This window comes from Providencia sp. PROV004, from assembly GCF_011045615.1.
GTDB lineage: Bacteria > Pseudomonadota > Gammaproteobacteria > Enterobacterales > Enterobacteriaceae > Providencia > Providencia rettgeri.
Genome location: NZ_CP042859.1, coordinates 1,969,071 through 1,993,246, shown reverse-complemented (window position 1 = coordinate 1,993,246; position 24,176 = coordinate 1,969,071). Strand labels below are relative to the sequence as shown.

Below are 24,176 nucleotides of genomic sequence, written 5' to 3'. Positions count from 1 at the left end.
GACTCTTATTATCTAAATTTTGTGTGGAGTATTAATTATGTCGAAAGAACTAACATTAAGTGAATTATTAACTCAACGTTGCGTTGAGTTTGCAAATAGCGAACAGGCCGTAGAAATTATTGATAAAGGTATCACTAAATTATTTACCAGTGTTGTTGATGATGCCTTTCGTTCCTATGGTGATTTCGGTAAGGCTTTTAATAAGGCAATGGAAAGTGCCTTACCAGCGAATATAGAGGATGTAGTTGATTTGAAAAAATACAACACGCTGGTTGCTGAAAAAATGCGTAACTCTTGGGAGGATTCAGGTATTGAGGCTGATTTACAAGAAAAAGTTATCGCTTTAGTAAAAGATTTCACAAGTGACGATGAGTGCCCTAAATACATAAAAGCATCTGATTTGTGGGAGGCATTTATAGAGGATAAAAGCGAGTCAGCAATGGAAAACCAATGGGAGTCACCGCAAGTCTTTATTAATGATGAGCATGATGGGTTTATTCAAGTCGGCATACATCCAGAAGAAAGGTCAACATCAAGATACTCATCTAATTCAGTTAGCGCATATAGCTGTGATTATAGCTTCCATTTAAGTATTCAACGCACAGGGGGTTACCGCAGCGAACCTCTACTGCAGGATGGTAATAATGTTTATGAGTTAATTGGGGGTAAGGTAAATGACAGGATTTTAGGTAAGAAAATAGTTAAAGCATATTCCCGTTTCGACAAATTAGTCTTAGCGCTTTATTACGGTGGGAGTCTCTTGGTGTGGGATGAGTCACCAGAAGGTATTTGTTATAGCAATGGCTGGGATTAATGAGAGGCTGATTATGTCCAATGAAATTAAATTTGATGCAGATATATTGCTCGAATCAGTTAACGCCCATGGTGCTGATGGCCATGTTTACAATGATACAAAAAAACGCTTCTTTAATGGCGCTCAAATACATACATCACCAGTAGTTAATATCGATACTTATCTGGCAGATGGTTATATACAAACAGTTAATTCAGTTTACAGAATTATTGTGTAGGGGGTGCATATGTCTATTAAACCTGAATTAGTAGAACGCGATGAAAATGGCTATTGGGCTCACTCTCAAATTCCTGTAAGTGAAGATGTTGAATATTTAAAACAATGGTTTGATAACAACTGCCTTGAAATTTGTAATGTCTATATGGATGGCGATATTGATGAAAGCCACCCAACATTCAAACGCTATTTTATAGATGGTGATTGCGATATCTCAGGGTGGGTACCGAGCAAACCGCAAGGTGATGGTTGGTTTATCGGTGGTATTTTTGAATCAGAAGATGGCCCTGTTTGTTCATGGCTAAGGCCTGATGTGGCAAAACTAAAAGCAAAATTTCTCAGAGCACATAAAGAAGCTGAAAAAGCTGCATTTGAATATTTCTGCGCCTGTGATGTTGGTGATGAACGGATCCAAGCTAGTGAGGTTTATGAGCGCATTAGAACTGCTACACGCATAGGTGGCTGACATGAAGAAAAAAATACAAGTTGCTTGTGATTATCAAGGTTATGACTTCGGCGCTCACTATATTGATAGTCAATGTATTGATGGTTATCTGTGGGATTTGGATGCTTGTGATGGTAGTGGAAATTTATACGAACCAATGGAAACTATTCCATGCCCTAAATGTAACTCAGATGCATGGTTAGGAAATTAGAGCCAAGCCCGGCACAGTTAAGAAAATATACCGCTGGTTAAAGCGTGGTTATTACTATGGATTAAAGAATCGCCACTAGCTCGCAGGGATGCAATGAAAAAAACCGCCGACTTAGACGGTATAATTACTACAAGGGAATTAATCATTAAATGAAGCTTACACGTGGCTTCGATAACCAAATTACACTAATACAAACAAATAGATACTTTTATTTGGATAATTCACAAAAAAAATGCCGCCACGGAGCGGACGGCAAGGGATTGTCTAGATATGTTTATAGTTTCTCTGTGTAAGCAATTTAAGCATAGTTAAGCCATGGAATTTAGCAAGGAAGTAGATAAAAAAAAGCCGACACAGGGAGAATCGGCGAAAGTTGCACAGCTTGTTATTAATCTTTCGGGCTTAAGTGTAGGTGATAATTAAATATTTGCCATGAAACGTTTTAATCCTAGCGATTAAATATATGCAATAAGAGGAATTAATATGAGTAAGCAGATGCTTCTATATGCAAGAACGAACAACCAAGGTTCTACATGCAGCACTGAGGTTGGTTATACAGAATCAGAATGGGCGAAATTATCTGAAGATGAGAGGTTGGAAATTATAGCTGAATTTACGGGTGATGTAGTCGATTTATGAGTACGGCCAGAAGATTAAAGGTGGAGTGATGGATAAATCAAGACAGCAATTTGAAGCGGAAATAAAGTCACTTAGCGACCCGTCAGAATTTGAATTAAAACTTAAACGTGCAAATAACGGATCAAATTACGCTGACCAATATGTAGATTTAATGTGGATTAGTTGGCAAGCATCACGAGAGAGTTTAATTAATAGCTTACCAGAAAGCATTAATTGCCCTACCGCACCAGAATTAATATGGCTACAGGTTGCCCCTGAACCAGAGGATATAAATAAACCTGTATATCCAGTTAATTTATATAGCGGCGATGTAACTTGGAGTTCGAGCAGGGAGTTCCCAACTGACACCTTATATGTTCGGGCGGATTTTTTATTTCAATCCGTAAAACAATGCTAAAAGTATCAGAACTGAAAGCATGATTATAGCCAAAGCACCAATGAGACAGCTAATGCCTCTAAATAGACAAGATGCCACATCAACCCAGGTTGTATTTTTTCTATTACGTCTCATTTTAGCCTCCTTGGCACAAGTTACTAAATTAAATAACTGTAATTTTAATATACACCCCATAGATAAGGACTAGCAATGAAATATAAACACTTAATGGTGAGCATTATCCACCAGCATTTAATTAAACCAGTTAACGACGATATTTAATATTTAAATCTGTATGCGGCAGATGTGGAGATAATTATGTCTAGTGGAAAACTTATGAAAGCTAGCGCATGGGCCAAAAGAGAATTCGAGGATGGTTCAATACCCGATAATAGAACCATAAAACGCTGGGTAACGATTGGTGAAGTGCGAGGAAAGATCGTTGATGGCGCGGCTTGGGTTTATTCTTCAGAAAAGTGGGGTGTTGAGTCTGATATTGCATCATGCGTAAGTGATTTAATAAGGGCTTCATAAAATGAAAGGCAGACCGCGTAAAAGAGAGTTCAGGCATTTGCCTGACTTTCTTTACTATGATAAAGCTGAGAAACAATATCGCTTTACACTAGTTAATGGCGTCAGAAGAAGAATAGGCGCTGATAAAGCTAGGGCAATTGCGATAGCCAGAGAATATAACAATATAATGCGTCCTGAGAGTGCTGTTTCAGTCAAATCATTAATTGTTGATTCTGGCGGCACAAACGGCGAATCTCTGCCATTTTCCGAGCATCTGAATAAATTGTTTGCTCGAATGGTGAATGATGAACAGCCATCGGAAAGCACCCTTAGCGATTGGACTAAAGATCTAGAAAGGGTTAAGGCTTATTTCAATGATATCACACCAATTGAGGTAACACTTGAGCATGTGAACGGGTTCATTAATGAATTTCATGCTGAAGCTTCCGCGAACGTTCAAAATAGAAAAGTTGGCTTTCTAAAGAAAATATTCAGTTATGCAATGGATGAATCATTAATGCTAGATAATCCTGCAGAACGTAAGAAAATGAAACGTGTCGATGGGAAAAAACGCCGCCGCTTATCTTATGATGACTTTCTTAAAATCCGTGCATCAGCTGAACCTTGGTTACGAACAGCTATGGATTTAGCACTACAAACAACACAAGCCCGGCTTGAGGTTTCTCGTATCAAATACAACATCAAAGCCCCAAAAAATAATACCTGTGGTTGTGTTTGGTTTGATGAAGAAAAGGATGGTATATACGGCATGATCTATATTCACAGACAGAAAGTGCAACATAAAGAAGCATCTCATGTCGCGATCCCTATTGGTAAAAAACTAAAGGAAATCATTGATAACAGTCGTGACAACGTAGCAAGCCCATATATTGTACATAGATTACCTGTTCGCTTGCCGAACAAGATTAGCAAAGAAGTTAATCATCCTACTCAAGTCGCCCCCGACTATCTCAGTCGCGCTTTTTCAGCCCTAAGGGATCGTGTTGGTGTTGCTGCTAATTTACCACAAGATGAAAGACCGACGTTTCATGAAATTAGGGCATTGGCTGCATTTATGTTTAAGCAACGCGGGTTTGATCCTCAGGCACGTATGGCCCACAGTGATGCTGAATCAACAAAAATTTATACCGAAAATCATGTTGATTGGATTGAAGTGCCGCACTGTGAAATAGCTTAAATGGCCGGGTAAAAGTCGACTTAACTAATTGATGTATATAATGCAAGTTTTGCATATTAAGCACTGTTTGCATGAACAGTCGATGGGTTTATTTTCCTTTCAAATCAATGGTGTTTATAGTTTGCTATCGGGGTCATGGGGTGTCGGGGGTCGTAGGTTCAAATCCTATCATGCCGACCAAAATTCCCTAAGAAAACCAACCTATTACGGTTGGTTTTTTTGTGTGTGTGATTTTAAAAAGGTAAAATGGCGGTAAAACTGGTGTAAAACCCCGACATGGTTATACTAGCTTTAACCAACTGCTTATACAGTCCAAAATACTCTCAATTCAATTGATAGATAGGTATACATGCCTATTTAAGCGCTACTTATTCATATTAATCTTTTACCTAAACCAATCCTATGCTGTAATATTTTCAAATTAAGACATTTAGCATTGATAAACAACTGATTGATAATGAAAACTAACTTTAGAGCCGCAACACTAATTGATATAAATGCTATATTTTCCATAGATACCATTGCGACGACAGAACGCTATGAAGACATTACCCAATGGCTCGAACAAGAAATATGTTATGTACTGGAAGCCAACAACGAAATATTGGCGTATGGTGTTCTACATTATTATTTCTATTCCCATGCTTTTATAGAGTTATTAATGGTAAATAAAAACCATCGTCGGCAAGGCCTTGGACTCACCTTAATTAATAAACTAAAAATGCAGAGTAAAACCCCAAAAATTTTTACATCTACAAACCAATCGAATACAGCCACTCAACAACTCTTAATAAAAACTGGCTTTATTCCTAGTGGATACATTGAAAATTTAGATGATAATGATCCCGAACTTATCTATTGCTATATATCTGATTAAAACCATCTAAATGGTGAACTATAATAGCGCTTTATTCATCACAACCGTTTGCAAGGTGTGATTAAATTGCTGATACACCTCTTGAGCTATCACTTCTGGATAGCTTAATACCCTAAGCTCATGCGGCTTATTTTCTGGGTAATAACTTGGATGTGCGTGAGCGTATTCAGTTTGTTGAAAACCGCAATGTTGATAAAAAGACCAACGTTTTTGGCTAACTTCATCAATAATGGGGTCTATTTCTAGAATTACTTTACCAACATCATGACAAAACAGTTTTAATACCTTTTGCCCATAACCTTGCCCTCTTAATATGGGGGAAATAGCAAGATGCTCTATGTAATAATAATCTTCGATTTTCCAACAACCAATGAAACCAATAAAAGTGTCATTCTCTTTGAAATTGAGCAAATAATAATCGCTATGATTTAATATTGCCTCTCTTCCTTGGTAGCTTCTTTGTTCATATAATGGAAAAGCTGTGTCATACAACTGGTTAATCATTGCTATCGCTTCGCTATCTTCACTTGAAACTCTTAAAGCATGTAACATTTAATCAAAACTCACCTTATAAAAAATATTTTCTAGCATACCTATTTTAAATTTTCTGACAATTATTTATCGTGCACTCATAACATTAACCTGTTGTTTTATCTTGCTATTATTTTTTCACTCCATTCGCTGATAAAAATATTTGTAGCACTATATTGACTTTTTTACCTAATAGTTCTAAAAATACTGTATATTAATACAGTCTTTACTAGAGGCTATCATGTTACGTATCGAAGTATTATTAGATAAGAACGCTCCACAAAAACCGAGTTCAATTGTTTTGCAAGCACTTGAAACTGAGATTTTACGCAAACTTCAAAACCAATATCCAGATATGATAACGCGGGTTGGGTTTAGCTCACAACAACGCGTTAACATCTCTGGAACTAAAATAACGGAAGATAAAATTCGTATTGAAGAGATACTGGAAGAAATATGGATGGATGATGGTTGGATCCCAGAAGAAACAACGGTGGATTAACCTAATACTTAAAGGAATGTTTACCCATTGTGTAACATTCCTTTTTCTTTTACTAAAAGTCGTAATTAAACCCAGCCTCATCAACAAAGACACTTCTACTTGCAGGAGAATAAAAGCAAGACAATACGTTGATTATTAAAGAAACTACTTATTTAATAATTTCTCATATCTAAATTTTACTCGTTGTTAATTAATAGATTTTATGCCTAAGAAATGCTTTAATTTCTTTCACTGGATTTAATTTTTTATTTCCTTCACGAGTTATTCTAACTTGTGAAATACAGCTATCAACATTCACGCAAGTAGAAACTTCATTTAGCGTTAGAGTTGATAAGCTTACTGAGGGTGAATTATTGAAATCTTTCCCCATAAAGATTAAAGCAAATACGATTGCTACTATAAATAATGGCACCTCATAAAATACTTGTTTCATTATCAATGCTCTTATTGTTTGAGTGATGAAATGATAATAAACAATCTATTTCTTTGTACCTTAAAAATGAGTTAAACCAACCTTAAGATATGCTTAAATCTGATTCAAACTTGAACTATGCATATTGTCTGACACTCACTGCCTGCTTATACTTGTTCGTAGAGGTGATAATATGAATATCCTATTAGTCGAAGATGATCTTCAGTTGGGAAAGGCACTATGTCGAGGGCTGGAATTGGCAGGCTTTAGTCCTTGTTGGGTAAGGCTACTTGCAGACGCAAAATTACAACTTGCATCCCGTAATTTTGACTTAATGCTCTTAGATTTAGGCTTGCCTGATGGCGATGGCCATGAAGAACTCATTACTTGGCGTAATATGGGGGAAACTATCCCAATAATTATTCTTACAGCAAGAAACCAAATGGATAACCTAGTCTCTAGTTTAGACTCAGGTGCAGATGACTTTTTAACAAAGCCATTCGCTATGCCTGAGCTTATTTCTCGAGTAAAAGCAGTTAGCCGCCGTATGGCTGGTTTTTCATCTGAAATATGGCAACTAGGTAACCTGCAATTAAATCCTCTTAATCACCAAGTGACCCTTAATGAACAATTGCTATTGCTCTCCGGGAAAGAATATTTATTACTCTATGAATTAATAAGAAATGCGGATAATGTTGTCAGAAAAACAGATTTAGAGCAGCGTCTATTCGGGTTAGACGATGTGGAAAGTAACTCTTTAGAGGTTCATATTCATAATTTACGCCGAAAAATAGGTAAAGAGCGTATAATTACTATCCGTGGTATTGGTTATTTATTAAAAAAAGAAGCACCACTAAGTGAAAGTTAAATCATTTTTTATTTATACATTCGGACTACAAATTAGTTCAGTTATTTTTCTTTGGCTGTTATTAGTTGGTTGGCTACAATTTTTTTATTGGCCTTCAATTCATGATGAATTAAATGAACAACAGAACGTCATCACTCAAGGGTTTGCTAAAACACTTGATGTGGTTGCTGATAAGCCAGAATATTTCAATAAAATTGCTGATAATCTACAAGAACTTTATTCTACGGCGATGGAAAGTGGCGACGATATTAGTTATCGACCGTTTATGATTGTTAGAGATAAAGAAGGAAATGTCTATTATCGAAACAGTGACAAGCTACACGTTCCATCGCTGAAATCCGTTTCTGAGCTCGCTGTATTACATAAAGACTGGCACTTTACGTCTGCATGGAATGACAAAAATACCTTTGAAGTTGTGATTGCCGAATCTTATAGTGACCGTAAATCTTTATTAGGTAGCCCAGCCGAAGGCACCGCCATCCCCCTCGCTTTTATTTTGGCTATTATGCTGTTAGCGATTTTAATTACTGCTTACTTTAGCCTACGGCCTTTAAGGCAATCTGCAAAACTAATTTCTAGCCGCCAGCCGGGTAATTTAACGCCAATAGAAACGAAAGAACAATATAAAGAAATTAGGCCTATCATTGCGGCAATCAATAACCTTATGTCTCGTGTTGATGATGCAAATCAACGCGAAAAGCGTTTCATGGCAGATGCCGCACATGAATTACGAACACCGATTGCAGCTGTCATAGCTCAATTACATTTATTAATGCAAATTGATAATCCCAAAGAAAAAGAAGAAATTATTAATGATATGCAAGAGACTTTAAATCGAGCAGCTTCTCTATCACATCAATTAATTGACTTAGCACGCTTAGAAACTGAAGATTTTTTATTAAATAAAGAGCAAATTGACCTTCCTGTATTAATCAGTCACTTAATATCCTCACATATACCTTACGCCATTAACAAAGACATTGATGTCGAACTACAAAGCCCAAAATCTTTTTATATCCTCACTGATAAACTTGCACTGAGTAATATTTTTACCAATTTGATAGAAAACGCGATTAAATACTGCCCAGAAAAAGGGAAAATAAAAGTTATTTTAAAAGACCTGACTCCATTTGGTGGAACTATTTCTGTTCAAGATAATGGCCGAGGAATTCCAGAAGAAAGCCGTCAACTTATATTTTCTCGTTTTTATCGAGTTCCTGGAACAATGGAAACCGGAAGCGGTTTAGGTTTATCTATCGCTCATAATTTAGCCCATAAAATCGGTGCTGTAATTAGAGTTACTGATGGATTAGACAATCGAGGCATTGGTTTTATTATTGACTTACCCTAAATCTAATTATGTTATTGAGTTAACAGCATTCACTATTTTTTCTAGCTAGAATACACCTTTTATAAGTTAATATACGTACACTTAAAAGAGGCAATAATGTCCAAGGCATTAGTTATTATTGATCTCATTGAAGAGATAATTGGTAAAAATGGCTTATCTAATTCAAGCTATCAACAGACTTGCTCTCGCAAAATCGTTGAAAAAGCCAATCAAGCAGCACAATATGCAAGAAGTCATCATATCCCAGTTATTTGGGTTAAAGTTGGGTTTTCAGACAATTACCACGATGTTCCTGCTGGCTCCCCAATGTTTCAGCAAGCCAAAAGCCTTGGTGCCTTAAAATTAAGTGGTAATGGGTGTAATTGGGCTCATGACCTTGAAGTGGCATTTCGTGACCCTGTTATGATTAAAAAAGGGGTTTCTGCATTTGCAGGAAACCATTTCCATAAATGGCTTACCGAAAATGGCATTACAGAATTGTTTATTGGCGGAGTTAGTACCGTAAAAGCCATTGAAAGTACGGCTCGGCAGGCTCATGACTTAGGGTATTATGTCACTGTACTTGAAGATTTATGTGCCGCTCCAACGCCAGAACTCCACCAGCAAAGTATTCAGGCATTGGATGGAATGGTAACGGTTTCTTCCGTTAAAGAATTTATGCAATTAAAATAACACTTAGGTATCTGATGAGATTATTTTAATTTTTGCAAGTATATCTCCCGTAGCCGGGTAGCAAGTTTCCCCGGCTTACCTTCCCCAATTAATTGGTTATTCACCATAATAACTGACCAAACTAATGTCGTTGCAGAAGTAATAAAAACTTCTTTTGCTTCTAACATTTCATCAATGCTAAATGACTTTTCAACAATGTCTATTTCTTGCTCCCGAGCAAGCTGTAAAATTGCTTGGCGAGTAATACCTGGCAATATCTTATTACTTAGTCCTCGTGTTTGTATTTGGTTCTGAGGGTTAATAATAAAACAATTACTGGAACTTCCTTCCGTAACATAGCCATTTTTAACAAAAATAGCGTCATCTGCACCTTGTTGCTTAGCGTATTCTTTCGCCATAGAAGCCGCTAATAAGGCGACTGTTTTAATATCACAACGTTGCCAACGAATATCATCGACAGTGATGACTTTTATTCCATATTTAGACTTTTCATTTTCAACAATCTTCGTCTTTTGTGTAAATAAGACCAATGTTGGCTTCGTTTTATTATCAGGATATAAAAAATTGCGTTGTTTTGCATTACCACGAGTCAATTGTAAATATACAAGCCCTTCCTCTATATTATTTTGTAGAACTAATTGAAGATGAATTTGCTTTAATTCTGCTAAATCGTAAGGTAATGATAGCTGTAATTCAGCACAAGAACGCTGCAAACGAGCCATATGATGTTCAAAGTCAACTAGCTTACCGTTAATTACTGCTGTCACTTCATATACTGCATCAGCAAATAAAAAACCACGGTCAAAAACAGATACTGATGCTTCTTCTGCAGGTAAAAACTGGCCATTCACATAAGCAATCATGCGCTGTATTCCTTTATCAATCAAATCATTACCTAACCTCTAATTAACCATACACCATATTATAAAAATTACCTTTCAATTCTTCACATTTTTGTAGTCATTTATAGATTTTCATCCGTCTTATCGGAGTATCTTTCAACCAAAAAGAATTCCAGCAAAGAGATTAAAATATAGTTTAATATTTAAAATTATTTTTAATATTAACTTGACATTAACATGCTAATTGCTAAAATGCTCTCACGTGATCTGGATCACATTTTAATTTGGGGTTACCGATGAACAGCATCAAAGAATTTATCAGCAGTGTGCAAGAAGTTATTGAATTACTCTCTAAACGTTTTATGTAAGCAAGTTAATCATTTTTCAGTCAATCAAACCTTTTAGTTACCTAATCATTAGCGTTAATTGCATTTATTTTGCACAACGACCTTGCAATCAAGGTCGTTTTTTTTATTCAAAAACATTTTCAATAATTTCAGCTACAACCATTGTCCCTATCGCAACTAAAATAAGATCCTGACCACTTACTTTCCATTCATAGCCGACATAAACAGGTAATTGTGCCAAAAATGGTGAAGGTAACGTTTTTTTTGCAATACCTGGAGGAAGCGGTTTTCCCCTACTCACTTGCTTTGCAATACCTGGCGGCAAGCCTCGATATCCCGTCAAACCATATTCAATAGCCAAAGGCCTTACATGACCAAAACTCACATTAAAACTCACATTCGAACCCCGTTGTTTATCGTAATACTTGTTCGATTTGGCATGTTTTAGCTGTTGATTGCCATTCTCTTTATTTGGTTTATCTTTGTTCTGATTTCCTTTATTTCCATGAATTTTTTGATTCCCCTTACCATTTTCTTGACCTTGATTGCCATTAGAAGATGAATTTGCAAATAATGGCGTACAAGCAATAACAGGCAATAAGATATACTGCAAAAGAACTGAACAAATCGGTTTTTTAAATATGTTCATAATAAATTCCTGTAAAGTTAATATAATATTAGGAGTATTTTTAAGAACATTATGCTTAGTTATAGAGACTCACAATCAGAAAATACTTATCACACGTAATGTTATGTAAATGTTACTTAACCCATCAAATTAACGAATGTCCTCCTTTATAATAACCTTTATTATCATTAGTATTGCTTTCATATACTAAGCAATACTTAGAACTAACAATAAGAATTAGGACGGAGTTTAATATTGTTCGCCATGAATTTTCATTACTAATATGATAAGGTCGTTTGACTATCTAATATTTTTATAAGTAATCGTTCCTAACCCCTAAAGAAGGAGAAACCATGCAGCAGCAACTGCTAGACTGGGTACGTCAGTTCAACCAAGATTACGCTAACCTTGCCTCTTTACTGATAGTGCTCGGTTTAATTCTGATCGTCGCCTGCGTATTACATTTAATTCTACATAAAATATTACTTCCACAACTCGAAAAGCGCGGGCAAAAAAGTGCAGGAACTTGGGTTCATTTAATCACTCAACATAATCTTTTTAATCGCTTTGCTTTTGTTATTCAAGGTGTTGTTGTCAATATCCAAGCAACGCTATGGTTGCATTCAGGTTCGACAGCACAAGCCGTTCTAAAGGTCGGTTCACAAGCATGGTGCCTATTATTTGGCTTACTCACCCTCTATTCTGTTCTTGATATTATACTCGGTGTGCTCCAGCGTGCCGCCAAAACTGCGCATTTACCGCTTAGAGGAATATTCCAAAGCCTTAAGCTGATTGCCACAATTTTAATTGGCATCATGATAATTGCGCTATTAATTGGTAAATCCCCACTAATTATTCTCAGCGGTCTTGGCGCAATGACCGCCGTCATGATGTTAGTTTTTAAAGACCCCATTATGGGCTTAGTTGCAGGAATTCAACTTTCAGCCAATAACATGGTTAATATTGGTGATTGGTTAGAAATGCCTAAATACGGCGCTGATGGCGCTGTTGTAGATATTGGTTTAACCACAGTAAAAGTGCGTAACTGGGATAACACAGTTACAACCATTCCTACTTATGCCCTTATTTCTGATTCCTTCAAAAATTGGAAAGGAATGACTGAATCAGGTGGCCGCAGAATTAAGCGTAGTGTCCGCTTAGATGCCAGCAGTGTACATTTTTTAACACCTGAAGAAATAGAGCAATACATTAAAGCAAATTTACTTGAACCCTATATCGAACAAAAAATATCGGAGATTCAAGTCTTTAATTCTAGTCTACCTGATGATAAAGCGGTTCCTTTAAATCAACGCCGTTTGACGAATATAGGGACTTTCCGAGCTTATATTGAAGCTTATTTAAAATCACACCCTAATATTCACAAAAATATGACGATCATGGTCAGGCAGCTAGAATCTGACACAAATGGTATCCCAATCGAAATATATGCATTTACCAATACAACTGTATGGGTGGAATATGAAAGAATACAGTCAGACATTTTTGACCATATTTTTTCTATCCTTCCGCAATTTAATCTGATGGTACATCAATCACCTACCGGAAATGATGTTAGAATGATAGGCAATTCCCCAGAAAAATAATTAATACTAAGTGATTAGTTAAATTTTCTTATTCATCTACATCTAAAGTGGTATTTAAAAGAGGGATATATCCCTCTTTTTCCTTAGTTCTTGCCCATCGCTATATAAAAATCAATATTTCGATAGTTAATAAAAATAAAACTAATTTATGTTCTGATGAATAAAAAACCCTTATAAATTAAATAAATACATTCACCTTATCAGGGATAACATTGATGTAAGTCATGTAACTCAACAGAAACTTTTTTTAACATATAAAACAAGAAAGTAATGTTGTTATTTACATATAGGCAATGTCAATGCATAAAAATAAAATAAATACTCAATTTGGAGAACTGAGCAGGAGGGAGTTTATACAAACCTCTGCAACCGTTGCGGGTGTCGCTGCTGTTGCTGGCTCAATCACTCTTCCTTTTGCTGTTCAAGCAAAAACACCAGCAATCATGCCTGACGAAGTCAGTGAAAAAATTAGCTATAGCGCATGCTTAGTAAACTGTGGTAGCCGTTGTCCGTTAAAAGTTCATGTGAAAGATGGTGTTATCAGCCGTATTTCCAATGAAACGATGTATGACGACTCAACATTAGGTGAACACCAAATCCGTCCATGTTTACGTGGTCGTTCAGTGCGGTGGAAAACCTACAACCCAGATCGTTTAAAATACCCAATGGTTCGCGTTGGTAAACGTGGTGAAGGTAAATTTAAAAAGATTTCATGGGATGAGGCGACAACCATTATCGCCGAAAAACTGAAATATACTATTGATAAATATGGAAGTGATGCCATTTATTACCAATATGGCTCGGGTTCAACAGGCGCAAACTTACACGGCCGTGCCGCTTGTAAACGTTTATTAAGCTTAACCGGTGGTTTCTTGGGTGATTATGGCACATATTCATATGCTCAATTAATGGAAATCACGCCTTACGTATATGGTAGCGTAGAAGAATCCTATTTATCTGAAATCCAAAATTCTGACTTAGTCGTCATGTTTGGCCATAACCTTGCTGAAACACGTATGTCTGGTGGCGGTCAATTTTACGAAACTCTCAATGCGTTAGATAAAAGCAAAGCAAAAGTTATTATCATTGACCCGCGCCGCACCGATAGCGTCACAACCCTTGGCGCAGAATGGATCCCGATATATCCAGGTACTGATGCGGCATTAGTTGCGGCTCTCGGCTATGTTATGATCGAAGAACAGCTGACAGATGAAGAATTTCTGAAAAATTATTGTGTCGGCTGGGATGAATCGACCTTACCTGCTTCTGCACCGCGCAATGCATCATATAAAGATTATATTTTAGGTAATGGCCCTGATGGTATCGCTAAAACACCGGAGTGGGCAAGCAAATTAACGGGTATCTCAGTCGCACGTATTAAGCAACTTGCACGTGAAATCGGCAATGCAAATAGAGCATGGATCTCACAAGGCTGGGGCTTACAACGCACAGAAAATGGCGAGCAAGCTTGTCGCTCCATTATGATGTTACCTCTGATGTCCGGCAACATTGGTCGTGCTGGAACAAATACTGGGCTGTGGGGGAATAGCTATGCTTACCCTGTTGCAGGTTTTGCTTTACCTAACCCAGTAAAAGCCTTGATTCCGACTTATATGTGGTCAGAAGCGATTGTTCGCGGGAAAGAATTAACTGCAGAAAATGGTGGCATTAAAGGTGTTGATAAACTAAACAACGACATCAAGTTTATGTGGTGTTACTCCAGTAATGTCATTGGTAACCAACATGGCGATTTAAATAAAACGCATGAAATACTGGCGGATGAATCAAAATGTGAATTTATTTTAGTATGGGATAACCATGATACCCCATCCGCAAAATATGCAGATTTATTATTACCGGATGTCACAACGGTTGAAACCAACGATTTAATCAATAACTCCTATGCAAGTGGTGCGTATCACTATTTAGTTCGCCTACAAAATGCGATTGAGCCACTGTGGGAAAACCGCCCTAACTATGATGTTTTAGCCGAAATTGCTGAAAAAATGGGTGTAAAAGAGCAATTTACCGAAGGCCGTACCTACGCTGAATGGATTGAGTTCTGTTATAACAAAACACGTGAAAAAATGCCTCATTTACCTGAGTTCAGCGAAACCGACGGAGCGGGTATTATCGATCGTAAGTTCCTGAAGAGCTCAGAAAATATTGCATTGAAGAAATTCCGTGATGACCCAATCAATAACCCATTAAAGACGCCGTCAGGTAAAGTGGAAATCTATTCAGAACAACTGGCTGAGCGTGTCAAAAATTGGGAGTTACCCGAAGGCCAGCGTATTCCTGCAATTCCTGAGTATTGCGTCAATAAAGAAGGCGTTGAAGCCCAAGCAAGCCAGCAAAAGCATCCGCTATTAATGACGGGCTTTCATGATAAAGGCCATGTGCATTCATCATATTACAATGTTGCGATGCTCCGTGAAGCCATTCCACATCAGTTTTGGCTCAACCCAATCGATGCTCAGCAACGCGGCTTGAACAATGGTGATATGGCGGAAATATTTAATGACCGTGGGCGTATTCAAATTAAAGTGAAAGTAACAGAGCGTGTATTACCTGGTGTTATCGCCGTTCCACAAGGTGCATGGCGTACTCTCAATGATGATGGGCTAGATGTCGGTGGTTGTATCAATACACTAACCTCACATGTCCCTTCGCCATTGGCTAAAGGTACCCCACAACATACTAACCTTGTTGAAGTTAAACGCGCTTAAGGAGTTGAATGATGAAACAATATGGCTTTTACTTTGACTCCACAAAATGCACTGGCTGTAAAACGTGTCAAGTCAGTTGTAAGGATGAAAAAGATTTAGATTTAGGTCCAAAATTCCGTCGCGTCTACGAATTTGGCGGCGGTAGTTGGCAAAAGCAAGATGGTATCTGGCAACAAAACGTCTTTAATTACTATCTTTCTATTTCATGTAACCATTGCTCAAACCCGACTTGTGTCGCGGGTTGCCCAACTGGTGCAATGCATAAACGTGAAGAAGATGGGTTAGTCGTGGTTGACCAATCCATTTGTGTTGGTTGTCGTTATTGTGAGTTGCGCTGCCCGTATGGCGCACCACAATTTGATGAGAAGAAAAAACTGATGAGTAAATGCGACGGCTGTTATGAGCGTGTCGCAAAAGGGATGAAACCTGTTTGCGTTGAATCTTGCCCGCAGCGTGCTTTAGATTTTGATGATATTAATGTTCTTCGTGAATTACACGGCACGGAGTGTGGTATTGCGCCAATGCCAGACCCAAGCCTGACGAACCCGAATATTGTTATCAAACCACATAAAGATGCGAAGCCATTTGGCGATAAAAGTGGCGAATTAAAAAACCCTGCGGAGGTATAAGATGCATGAATTACCACTCGTTTTTTTCACCGTCTTAGGACAGTCAGCTGCTGGGCTTTTCTTACTCGCTTATATCAGCCGTAGAATGGGTTCTATTGACGATAAACAGTTAAAAACTGCCAATATCGTGGCCTTTATTATTATGATAATAGGCTTAGGTATCGGTGGATTACACGTTGGCCAACCACTACGCTTCTTTAATATGCTGCTGGGTGTAGGCCGTTCACCAATGAGTAATGAAGCGTTCTTGAGTGGCGTATTTGTTGGATGCGCTGCTGCAACGTTGTTTTTTACTTTGTTTTTCAAACATACGTTATTACGTGAACTGGCTAATATTGCCGCGGTAGTGTCAGGACTTGCATTTGTTTGGTCAATACCTCAGGTATACAACATCGCCACTATTGCTAACTGGAATACCGGTTACACCACACTACAAATGTGGATGACGATGTTAGTCGGAGGCGGTGCACTCGCCATTGCAATCGGTGCTCGTGGCCTAGGTATTGCTTCATTCTTAATAGGTACTTTCGCTATTTTTGCTAGCCGTGCTGGTTACCAAGCTTTCTTAACCGAAACTGGTCCAGCTCTTAGCAACGAACAAACTGGCTTCTGGGGTTTCCAAGTCGTTGTCTTAGCCATTGCTTTAGCCGCATTCGTTGGTATGGCGTTAAAGCACCGCGCACCAAAAGCGACATTAGCGACTTGTGCTGCTGCAGTATTATTAGCTGAACTTGCTGGCCGCATCGCATTCTATAACTTGTGGCAAATAACCATGTAAGACGTTGTTATTACTATGTTATAGTGTTTCATAAAAGAACCCCACTTGGGGTTCTTTGTTTAGAAATCCAACACCATCCTGCATCAATATAACTGCAGGAAATCAGATAATGATGTCAGCCTTTAGCACGAAATAAGACGGATAAAATAATATGATTGACACGACAATGATCCGCATCCTTGGTGCGTTTTTCTACTACCCTTCGCAATCGGACACTTTACGCAATGTCTACCCTGTCTTGGGTGAAATACCACAATTACATTCTTGGGAAAACCCGGAGCAAATTCAGGCTATTTGTACTTTGTTGTCACAAATACAACCTGATGATATTGCGTATGATTATTCAATTTTATTCGAAGGACAAGGTAGTATGCCCGCTCCGCCTTGGGGCTCAGTGTATTTAGAACATGATAATACGGTTATGGGAGAGTCAACAACGGCTTATCGCGACTTCTTGCAAACGAAAGGTCTAGTCACTGATACAGGGCTACGAGAACCAGAAGACCAATTTGGCTTAATGATGATGGCCGTTTCTGCTTTAGCGGAACAAGAGGACGACAGCGCCATTATTACTTTATTTGAGCAATATTTATTGCCTTGGGCATATCGCTATTTAAAGTTAGTGCAGCAAAGCAAAACAGAGACTGCTTTTTACCCTACCCTTGCACAACTCACTGAAATTTATCTTAAATCACTACAATTGGAATTAGCGTTATCTCCAGTCAATACTGAATTATTCCGCTAAATAAAATACTAAACCAAATGAGCTTATTAAACAAAACATGGGCTCATTTGGTTGCAACCTAAAAAGAAGAGTTTGGCTCTTGTAAAAATGAAATTTCTTCTTGTGTTGATGCACGGCCTAAAATTTCATTACGGTGCGGATAACGGCCAAATTTATCAATAATCGCTTTATGTCGCATTTCAAAATCTAATGTGCCGTCGTCACCCAGCATGCGAAATAGCTCAACTGCCTGTAAATGAATAAAACTCGATTCAGAGTGCATAAATGGCATTAGAACAAACTTGCGCTGTGATAATGTCAGGAGATTATAATCATGTTGCTTAATCGCCTCTTGCGCTAATGCTAAAGCCATTGCGTCTTGAGCAAAAGACCTTGGCGTATCACGCCATAAATTACGAGAAAACTGGTCTAGAACAATAATTTCCGCTAAGCGCCCACGAATAGATGCCCGCCAATAAGCTAATTCTCCCTTAGCTGCACGTTCGCAAATATGCGCAAACCGTTGTGCTATCGTCAAATCAAATTTAGCGCTTTTTTCAAACCATTGTTTTGGTGTCGATTCCTCAAACCAAAATGAAAGCACTTCTTCCATGGCATTCATGATTTATTCCTATCTATTTTCTTATTAGTGGTTGTCATAATCCTAGTTAAAAAGAGCCTTAATTGACAGGCTTGAGCTCTAATATCGGTTAATTGCAGATAATTATTTTGTTTTTTGCGATCTAACACAAAAAAACACTCATTATCAACAAGGTAATTTTAACAATATTCCGCGTTATTTATTATTAAATCATTTATTTTCTATTTATAATAATTCGCAACTTTTTAATTTATAAAGATTTGCTTTTTAGTGTGCATGAGAGAATTCATCATGCCTAAATACATACATTTGGTTAACTCAATGTTAGAATTTAACCTATAATGCGTATGTGAATTAGATAGTTACTTACAGTCATTACTTTCAGCGGTTCATATTGGTTCTTATTAAGGAAGGCAATGTAAATGGCAGGACATATGGTACTCATTGGTTGGGCGTTATGGGTTAGCCCTTGTGGCACAGATTCATGTGATGCGTTACCGGTGACTGAAACTATTTTTACACAAGAACAATGTATTAGCCGAAAAAATTACCTAGAATCTAAGCGACCGAACCTCTATTTTCTCTGTGGTGAGGTCTATCGTGATAGCAATGAAATGACCGCTGAAGAGAAACATACCATACCCGCACCGCATCTCCCTCTCAGAACATTGCCAGAACGGCTTTCCCGTTAGTTTGAGCTAACTCCTTTAGCTCAAACTAAACAGGCACCAAATTAAATAATTTCAGCTATTGGGCTCTCTGCTTCAACAAAATCCCCTTTAATAGCCCCGTGTTTCAATGTTCCGGCTCGGTGTGCAACAATTTGCACTTCCATTTTCATTGCTTCCATTACACCGATTACATCCCCTTTTGAAACATTATTTCCCTGAGGGGTCAGCCAATTAAACAATATCCCAGAGATGGGGGCATTGACCGCATCAGGATTGTGGACCTTCTGAGGCGCAGAATGCGCTGCTACGGAGTTATTACCTGAAAAACGAGAAAACAATTGAGTGGGTAAACCTAACTCGCAACGCTTTCCATCGATTTCAATGAAAGTACGTGTTATCTCAGGGTCCGATAATGGAATTTGCCGTTTTGCCGGTGGAATTTCCACATTAAATTCGGTCTCTATCCAACGCGTATGTACACTAAAATTATCACAAAAATCAGTTTGTTCCATTACTGCACGGTGGAATGGTAAAACTGATGCAACACCTTCAATAGTAAATTCAGCCAATGCACGGCGTGCACGCGAAATAGCTTGCTCTCGAGTACGACCCACTACAATTAATTTCGCCATTAACGAATCAAAGGTGCCCGGTATTGTTGTTCCAGCCATTACGCCACTGTCAACACGCACTCCAGGCCCCGATGGTGCATCAAAAACGGTAATGGTGCCAGGGGTCGGTAAAAACCCGTTTCCAGCATCTTCAGCATTAATACGAAATTCAAAAGCATGCCCTCGTGGGATCGGCATCTCCTTAATACTTAAAGGTAAGCCTTCTGCAATTCGTAACTGCTCAATCACCAAGTCAATACCTGCGGTTTCCTCTGTGACTGGGTGCTCAACTTGTAAGCGCGTATTCACTTCTAGAAATGACAGCGTTCCATCTTGGCTTAACAAAAATTCAACGGTTCCTGCTCCAACATAACCTGCTTTACGGCAAATATCGGTAGAGGCTTGAATAATTTGTTGTTGTTGACTTTCGGATAAAAAAGGTGCTGGCGACTCTTCAACCAGTTTCTGATTACGACGCTGCAGTGAACAGTCACGGGTTCCCACCACCAGCACGTTGCCATGCGTATCCGCAATAACTTGTGCTTCAATGTGCCGAGGGTTATGCAAAAACTGTTCAATAAAGCATTCACCACGACCAAATGCCGCGGTCGCTTCACGTACAGCCGAATGATAAAGCTCTTCAACTTCATGGAGTTGCCAAGCGACTTTGAGCCCTCTACCTCCACCACCAAACGCAGCCTTAATGGCAATAGGCAAACCATGTTGATGGGCAAATTCGAGGACTTCTTGTGCGCTATTCACCGGGTCTTTTGTGCCAACCACTAGCGGTGCGCCGACCTGCATTGCAATATGACGAGCCTGAACCTTATCGCCTAATATATCAATACTGTTTGCGCTAGGCCCAATCCAGATTAACCCTGCGGCTTCAACTGCACGCGCAAACTCAGCCCGTTCAGATAAAAAACCATATCCTGGATGCACCATCGTCGCACCTGATTGCTGAGCGAGACTAATCAGCTTTTCAATATTCAAATAACTCTCTGTGGGGGAATTTCCTCCAAGCCCGTAGGCTTCATCCGCCATTTTGACGTGGAGTGCATCAATATCGCTATCCGCATAAACGGCAACAGACTGAAAACCATAATCACGACATGCACGGATAATACGAACTGCGATTTCGCCTCGATTAGCAATCAATACTTTATGGTTTTTGTTATTATTCATGTTCATAAGCACAATGGCTCCCTTACAATGCTTTAAATTCACCGAGTGGATTAAAACGTATTTTGGCATTCACCGGGATTTGTCCTGCTAAATCCAAATGGTATTCACATACCGCGCCAATAACGGGATAACCGCCAGTTAAAGGGTGGTCGTTGAGAAACAAAACGGGCTGGCCATTTGCTGGCACTTGAATAGCCCCAATGCAAGTCCCTTCACTCGGTAGCTCCTGTAATTGTTCGCGTTCTAACGGTTTTTCACTCAATAAGCGCAGACCTATACGGTTTGATGACGCAGTGACTTGCCATAATTGATTCGTTAGTTGCTCAACGGCTTGTTTTGTAAACCAATCCGTTCGAGGTCCCAATACCACATCCAAAACCACTATGTCGCTTTCAGCGGGATAATCAAAAATAGGTGTTTCATACAATGAAACGGCTAATGAAGACGAATTGGTGTTAACCGTTAATGTTTGGCCTGCTGTAATTGGGGCTGGACCAACTTGCGCTAACGTATCAAACGAACAACTCGATAAAATAGGTTCTATGTTAAAACCACCCCGCACAGCAAAATAGCTACGTACACCTTTGTTCGGCCGGCTTAGTTTAATGGTGTCGCCTTTTGCTAAATGAATTGGTTGATAAGTATTAACTTGATATTGTTCGTGTTCTGCCGTGATAACGTCAATAACACAAGGCGCTCCAGTCACTGCAACAATAAGGTCTTTGTGTACCTGAGCCTTAAACCCACCTTGTGTTATCTCTAAAGCGGGTGAGTCTGATTCATTCCCCACAATACGGTTTGCACTACGCAATGCCGATTTATCCATACTGCCTGATTCTGAAATACCTAATGCCGATTGGCCTATACGCCCTAAATCTTGAAATAAAACCTGTAACCCCGTCGTTAAAACGGTTAAATCAGCAGTGGTACTCTCAGGTTTAGTTTCACTTTCTACTTTAGTTGGCAAGCTATAGCTAATCTGACTTTTCGTTGCATCAACAAAGTTGACCCGCGTTCCTGCCTGAACTAACGCAGGTTCAGGTCGATTGATATCCCACATTAATAGCTCAGTCACACCAATCAACTGCCATCCGCCAGGGCTAGCTTGTGGATAGACACTGCTAAACTCTCCCGCTAATGCAACAGAACCCGCAGGAATGCGCACCCTTGGTGATTGACGCCTTGGAACATTCAAATTAGCGCCTTTCGAAACCATGTAACCAAAACCTGGGGCAAAACCGCTAAATGCAACCTGAAATTCATTTTCTGTATGACGACGTATAACTTCAGCGGTGGATATACCTAAATGCAATGCAACATCGGATAAATCCTCCCCATTATAATGAACAGGGATAGTGACCAATTTGCTGGCCTTGCCGACGACACTTGACACATCCCTAAGCGAAATCTTTTCAACCAAATCATTTACATCAATCTTGATCGGGTTATAGCGAATTAAAATCGTCCTTGCTGCTGGCGTAATTTCGTCAATCCCATAAATTGGCATTTCTGTTAATGAATCAGTCAATGCCATTGTTTGTTCAAGACTTTCTAACTCCACCATAAAGGCACTTAAATTGACGGGTAAAAATCTCAATTGGCACCTCTATATATGATATGCGGCATCGGGTACATCCGTAATAAACATGTAACCAGGTGCATGGCTTAATGCGAAAGGAACCCCTGATTTCATCACTGCCGCTTGAGGCGTTACGCCGCAAGCCCAAAAAACGGGGATTTCCCCCTCTTCGATACGAACCGCATCACCGAAGTCAGGTTGCATAATGTCAACAATACCTAATTGTTCTGGTGCACCAATATGAACAGGCGTGCCATGCACTGCAGGAAACCTGCCAGTAATACTCACAGCATCCGCTACTCGATTTGCAGGTATTGGTCGCATTGAAACCACTAGCTCCCCTTGTAAACGCCCAGCTGGGCGACAAAGGTGATTAGTTTTATACATCGGAACATTGGATTTATCGGTGATATGCCGTACATCAATACCGGCTTCAATCATTGGTGTTTCGAAAGTAAAACTGCAACCAATTAAAAAAGTCACTAAATCAGGATATTGTTGGTAAATCGATGTCGCATCCGTAATTTCAGCGGTTAACTGACCATTTTCCCACACACGGTAACGTGGAATATCAGTACGTAAATCAGCACCTTCAGCTAAAACAGTTTGCCAACTCCCTGCTTCGCATACGTCCAAAACAGGGCAGCTCTTTGGATTACGCTGAGCATATAATAAAAAATCAAATGCCCAATCGCGTGGCAATGCAATCATATTGGCTTGAGTCATGCCCGGAGCAAGGCCAGCTGTTGGTTTGTCATATCCTTCGCGGATAGCAAGGCGTGCAAGACGAGCGGCTTCAATGGCCTGCTGTGATGCCTTCATTAGCGGTGTCATTCGCGGTCTCCTTTATGAGCAAAACCATAAATTTCAATACCTTGTTTCTCTAGAATAGCGCGTACCTGTTTTGCCATTTCAAGAGCGCCAGGACTATCGCCATGAACACAAATTGACCCCGCGTCAACCGGTGTAAATTTTCCATCAATTGACATCACACCGTCCTCCATGACCAATTGCAACATGCGGTCTGCGACTATCTGTGGGTCATGTAATACAGAGCCGGCTAATTTTCGAGATACTAATGTACCATCGCTGTTATAAGCTCTATCAGCAAAAGCTTCTGCGACGACATTTAAGCCACATTCTCTCGCCCACTCAATTAATGGCGATCCTGCTAATGCGACTAATATCAGCTGCTTATCAATGGCTAATATCGCATCAATCACCGCCATAGCTTGACGTTTATCATGAGCAATCGTGTTATACAATGCTCCATGGGGTTTAACATATAAAACTTGTGTTCCTGCTGCGGTTGCTAACCCTTGTAATGCACCAATTTGATAAATCACGTCCGCAGTTAATTCATTTGATGCAATATCCATATTACGTCGACCAAATCCCACTAAGTCGGGATAACCAACATGAGCACCAACAGCAACACCATTTTCCTTCGCTGCTTTAAGGGTTTTTAATATCCCTTCTGGCGAACCCGCATGAAAACCGCAGGCAATATTGGCACTACTAACAACAGGAAGAATGGCGGTATCGTTCCCCATTTCCCATTGCCCAAAACTCTCCCCAAGGTCGCTATTTAAATCAATTTGCTTTCTCATGGCTTCTCCTTGA

At 39.1% G+C, this 24,176-nt stretch carries 28 protein-coding genes; 19 read left to right on the top strand and 9 right to left on the bottom strand.

Annotated features, from left to right (window positions below):
• Positions 1-37 precede the first annotated feature (37 nt).
• From FVA69_RS08630 to FVA69_RS08590, 9 genes are all read left to right on the top strand, one after another.
• The gene (locus FVA69_RS08630; RefSeq protein WP_164528687.1) at positions 38-814 is read left to right on the top strand and encodes a hypothetical protein; all 777 of its coding nucleotides are present in this window, start codon (positions 38-40) and stop codon (positions 812-814) included.
• A gap of 13 nt (positions 815-827) precedes the next feature.
• On the top strand, positions 828-1,031 hold the full coding sequence (locus tag FVA69_RS08625) for a hypothetical protein (RefSeq protein ID WP_141240686.1): 204 nt from the start codon (positions 828-830) through the stop codon (positions 1,029-1,031).
• Between the two features lie 9 nt (positions 1,032-1,040).
• The gene (locus FVA69_RS08620) at positions 1,041-1,496 is read left to right on the top strand and encodes a hypothetical protein (RefSeq protein ID WP_164528686.1); all 456 of its coding nucleotides are present in this window, start codon (positions 1,041-1,043) and stop codon (positions 1,494-1,496) included.
• Position 1,497: 1 nt separating this feature from the next.
• Positions 1,498-1,686, top strand: a complete 189-nt coding sequence (locus FVA69_RS21625) for a hypothetical protein (RefSeq protein WP_238789295.1) — start codon at positions 1,498-1,500, stop codon at positions 1,684-1,686.
• 483 nt (positions 1,687-2,169) lie between these two features.
• The gene (locus tag FVA69_RS08610) at positions 2,170-2,325 is read left to right on the top strand and encodes a DUF7167 family protein (RefSeq protein WP_164528685.1); all 156 of its coding nucleotides are present in this window, start codon (positions 2,170-2,172) and stop codon (positions 2,323-2,325) included.
• A gap of 28 nt (positions 2,326-2,353) precedes the next feature.
• A complete protein-coding gene (locus FVA69_RS08605) occupies positions 2,354-2,722 on the top strand; it encodes a hypothetical protein (protein ID WP_164528684.1) in 369 nt (122 codons plus the stop codon).
• A gap of 297 nt (positions 2,723-3,019) precedes the next feature.
• Positions 3,020-3,235 (top strand): hypothetical protein, encoded by a 216-nt coding sequence (locus FVA69_RS08600; RefSeq protein ID WP_123382603.1) that lies wholly within the window; start codon positions 3,020-3,022, stop codon positions 3,233-3,235.
• Between the two features lies 1 nt (position 3,236).
• Positions 3,237-4,412 (top strand): tyrosine-type recombinase/integrase, encoded by a 1,176-nt coding sequence (locus FVA69_RS08595; RefSeq protein WP_164528683.1) that lies wholly within the window; start codon positions 3,237-3,239, stop codon positions 4,410-4,412.
• Positions 4,413-4,869: 457 nt separating this feature from the next.
• Positions 4,870-5,289, top strand: coding sequence for a GNAT family N-acetyltransferase (locus tag FVA69_RS08590; protein WP_117162373.1), 420 nt, complete (start codon positions 4,870-4,872; stop codon positions 5,287-5,289).
• Positions 5,290-5,307: 18 nt separating this feature from the next.
• Here FVA69_RS08590 and FVA69_RS08585 read toward each other — a convergent pair whose 3' ends face one another.
• Entirely contained in the window at positions 5,308-5,841 is a 534-nt protein-coding gene (locus FVA69_RS08585; RefSeq protein ID WP_109911576.1) for a GNAT family N-acetyltransferase, read from the bottom strand.
• 220 nt (positions 5,842-6,061) lie between these two features.
• On the opposite strand from FVA69_RS08585, the gene FVA69_RS08580 reads away from it, so the two are divergent.
• Positions 6,062-6,322 carry a DinI-like family protein gene (locus FVA69_RS08580; RefSeq protein ID WP_164528682.1) on the top strand — a complete coding sequence of 87 codons (261 nt, stop codon included), beginning with the start codon at positions 6,062-6,064 and terminating at the stop codon, positions 6,320-6,322.
• Positions 6,323-6,512: 190 nt separating this feature from the next.
• Here FVA69_RS08580 and FVA69_RS08575 read toward each other — a convergent pair whose 3' ends face one another.
• On the bottom strand, positions 6,513-6,755 hold the full coding sequence (locus tag FVA69_RS08575; RefSeq protein WP_004912116.1) for a hypothetical protein: 243 nt from the start codon (positions 6,753-6,755) through the stop codon (positions 6,513-6,515).
• Positions 6,756-6,927: 172 nt separating this feature from the next.
• On the opposite strand from FVA69_RS08575, the gene FVA69_RS08570 reads away from it, so the two are divergent.
• From FVA69_RS08570 to FVA69_RS08560, 3 genes are all read left to right on the top strand, one after another.
• Positions 6,928-7,602: a response regulator gene (locus tag FVA69_RS08570; protein WP_004912118.1), complete on the top strand. Its 675-nt coding sequence runs from the start codon at positions 6,928-6,930 to the stop codon at positions 7,600-7,602.
• On the top strand, positions 7,592-8,953 hold the full coding sequence (locus tag FVA69_RS08565) for a sensor histidine kinase (protein WP_164528681.1): 1,362 nt from the start codon (positions 7,592-7,594) through the stop codon (positions 8,951-8,953). Before FVA69_RS08570 ends, FVA69_RS08565 begins: the two co-directional genes overlap by 11 nt.
• A 96-nt stretch (positions 8,954-9,049) precedes the next feature.
• Positions 9,050-9,625 (top strand): cysteine hydrolase family protein, encoded by a 576-nt coding sequence (locus FVA69_RS08560; protein ID WP_004912122.1) that lies wholly within the window; start codon positions 9,050-9,052, stop codon positions 9,623-9,625.
• 20 nt (positions 9,626-9,645) lie between these two features.
• On the opposite strand, the gene FVA69_RS08555 is transcribed toward FVA69_RS08560, so the two are convergent.
• Together FVA69_RS08555 and FVA69_RS08550 are read right to left on the bottom strand one after the other, a co-directional pair.
• Positions 9,646-10,488, bottom strand: coding sequence for a D-amino-acid transaminase (locus tag FVA69_RS08555; RefSeq protein WP_110731998.1), 843 nt, complete (start codon positions 10,486-10,488; stop codon positions 9,646-9,648).
• Positions 10,489-10,938: 450 nt separating this feature from the next.
• Positions 10,939-11,463, bottom strand: coding sequence for an anti-virulence regulator CigR family protein (locus FVA69_RS08550; RefSeq protein ID WP_117162375.1), 525 nt, complete (start codon positions 11,461-11,463; stop codon positions 10,939-10,941).
• Positions 11,464-11,795: 332 nt separating this feature from the next.
• Between FVA69_RS08550 and FVA69_RS08545 the strand changes: the two genes are divergently transcribed.
• From FVA69_RS08545 to FVA69_RS08525, 5 genes are all read left to right on the top strand, one after another.
• Positions 11,796-13,046, top strand: a complete 1,251-nt coding sequence (locus tag FVA69_RS08545) for a mechanosensitive ion channel family protein (protein ID WP_164528680.1) — start codon at positions 11,796-11,798, stop codon at positions 13,044-13,046.
• A gap of 299 nt (positions 13,047-13,345) precedes the next feature.
• Positions 13,346-15,775: a DMSO/selenate family reductase complex A subunit gene (locus FVA69_RS08540; RefSeq protein WP_164528679.1), complete on the top strand. Its 2,430-nt coding sequence runs from the start codon at positions 13,346-13,348 to the stop codon at positions 15,773-15,775.
• Between the two features lie 11 nt (positions 15,776-15,786).
• Positions 15,787-16,404 (top strand): DMSO/selenate family reductase complex B subunit, encoded by a 618-nt coding sequence (locus FVA69_RS08535; RefSeq protein ID WP_110731999.1) that lies wholly within the window; start codon positions 15,787-15,789, stop codon positions 16,402-16,404.
• A 1-nt stretch (position 16,405) separates the two neighbouring features.
• Positions 16,406-17,182, top strand: coding sequence for a dimethyl sulfoxide reductase anchor subunit family protein (locus tag FVA69_RS08530; RefSeq protein WP_004912143.1), 777 nt, complete (start codon positions 16,406-16,408; stop codon positions 17,180-17,182).
• Between the two features lie 151 nt (positions 17,183-17,333).
• Positions 17,334-17,927, top strand: coding sequence for a TorD/DmsD family molecular chaperone (locus FVA69_RS08525; RefSeq protein WP_164528678.1), 594 nt, complete (start codon positions 17,334-17,336; stop codon positions 17,925-17,927).
• A 58-nt stretch (positions 17,928-17,985) separates the two neighbouring features.
• Here the strand turns inward: FVA69_RS08525 and FVA69_RS08520 are convergent, their stop codons facing one another.
• Complete coding sequence (locus FVA69_RS08520; protein ID WP_164528677.1) at positions 17,986-18,528, bottom strand: DUF924 family protein; 543 nt, start codon at positions 18,526-18,528, stop codon at positions 17,986-17,988.
• A gap of 401 nt (positions 18,529-18,929) precedes the next feature.
• Here FVA69_RS08520 and FVA69_RS08515 point away from each other — a divergent pair, with 401 nt between their 5' ends.
• Positions 18,930-19,199 (top strand): hypothetical protein, encoded by a 270-nt coding sequence (locus tag FVA69_RS08515; RefSeq protein ID WP_004912150.1) that lies wholly within the window; start codon positions 18,930-18,932, stop codon positions 19,197-19,199.
• A gap of 41 nt (positions 19,200-19,240) precedes the next feature.
• Here FVA69_RS08515 and FVA69_RS08510 read toward each other — a convergent pair whose 3' ends face one another.
• The 4 genes from FVA69_RS08510 to FVA69_RS08495 are packed head-to-tail and all read right to left on the bottom strand — an operon-like array spanning position 19,241 to position 24,163.
• Positions 19,241-20,980 (bottom strand): acetyl/propionyl/methylcrotonyl-CoA carboxylase subunit alpha, encoded by a 1,740-nt coding sequence (locus tag FVA69_RS08510; RefSeq protein WP_202983397.1) that lies wholly within the window; start codon positions 20,978-20,980, stop codon positions 19,241-19,243.
• A gap of 16 nt (positions 20,981-20,996) precedes the next feature.
• Entirely contained in the window at positions 20,997-22,571 is a 1,575-nt protein-coding gene (locus tag FVA69_RS08505; protein ID WP_164528676.1) for a 5-oxoprolinase/urea amidolyase family protein, read from the bottom strand.
• A 9-nt stretch (positions 22,572-22,580) separates the two neighbouring features.
• Positions 22,581-23,387, bottom strand: coding sequence for a putative hydro-lyase (locus FVA69_RS08500; RefSeq protein WP_004912159.1), 807 nt, complete (start codon positions 23,385-23,387; stop codon positions 22,581-22,583).
• The gene (locus FVA69_RS08495; RefSeq protein ID WP_109911569.1) at positions 23,384-24,163 is read right to left on the bottom strand and encodes a LamB/YcsF family protein; all 780 of its coding nucleotides are present in this window, start codon (positions 24,161-24,163) and stop codon (positions 23,384-23,386) included. The genes FVA69_RS08500 and FVA69_RS08495 overlap by 4 nt, the downstream gene beginning before the upstream one ends.
• Between the last annotated feature and the right edge of the window lie 13 nt (positions 24,164-24,176).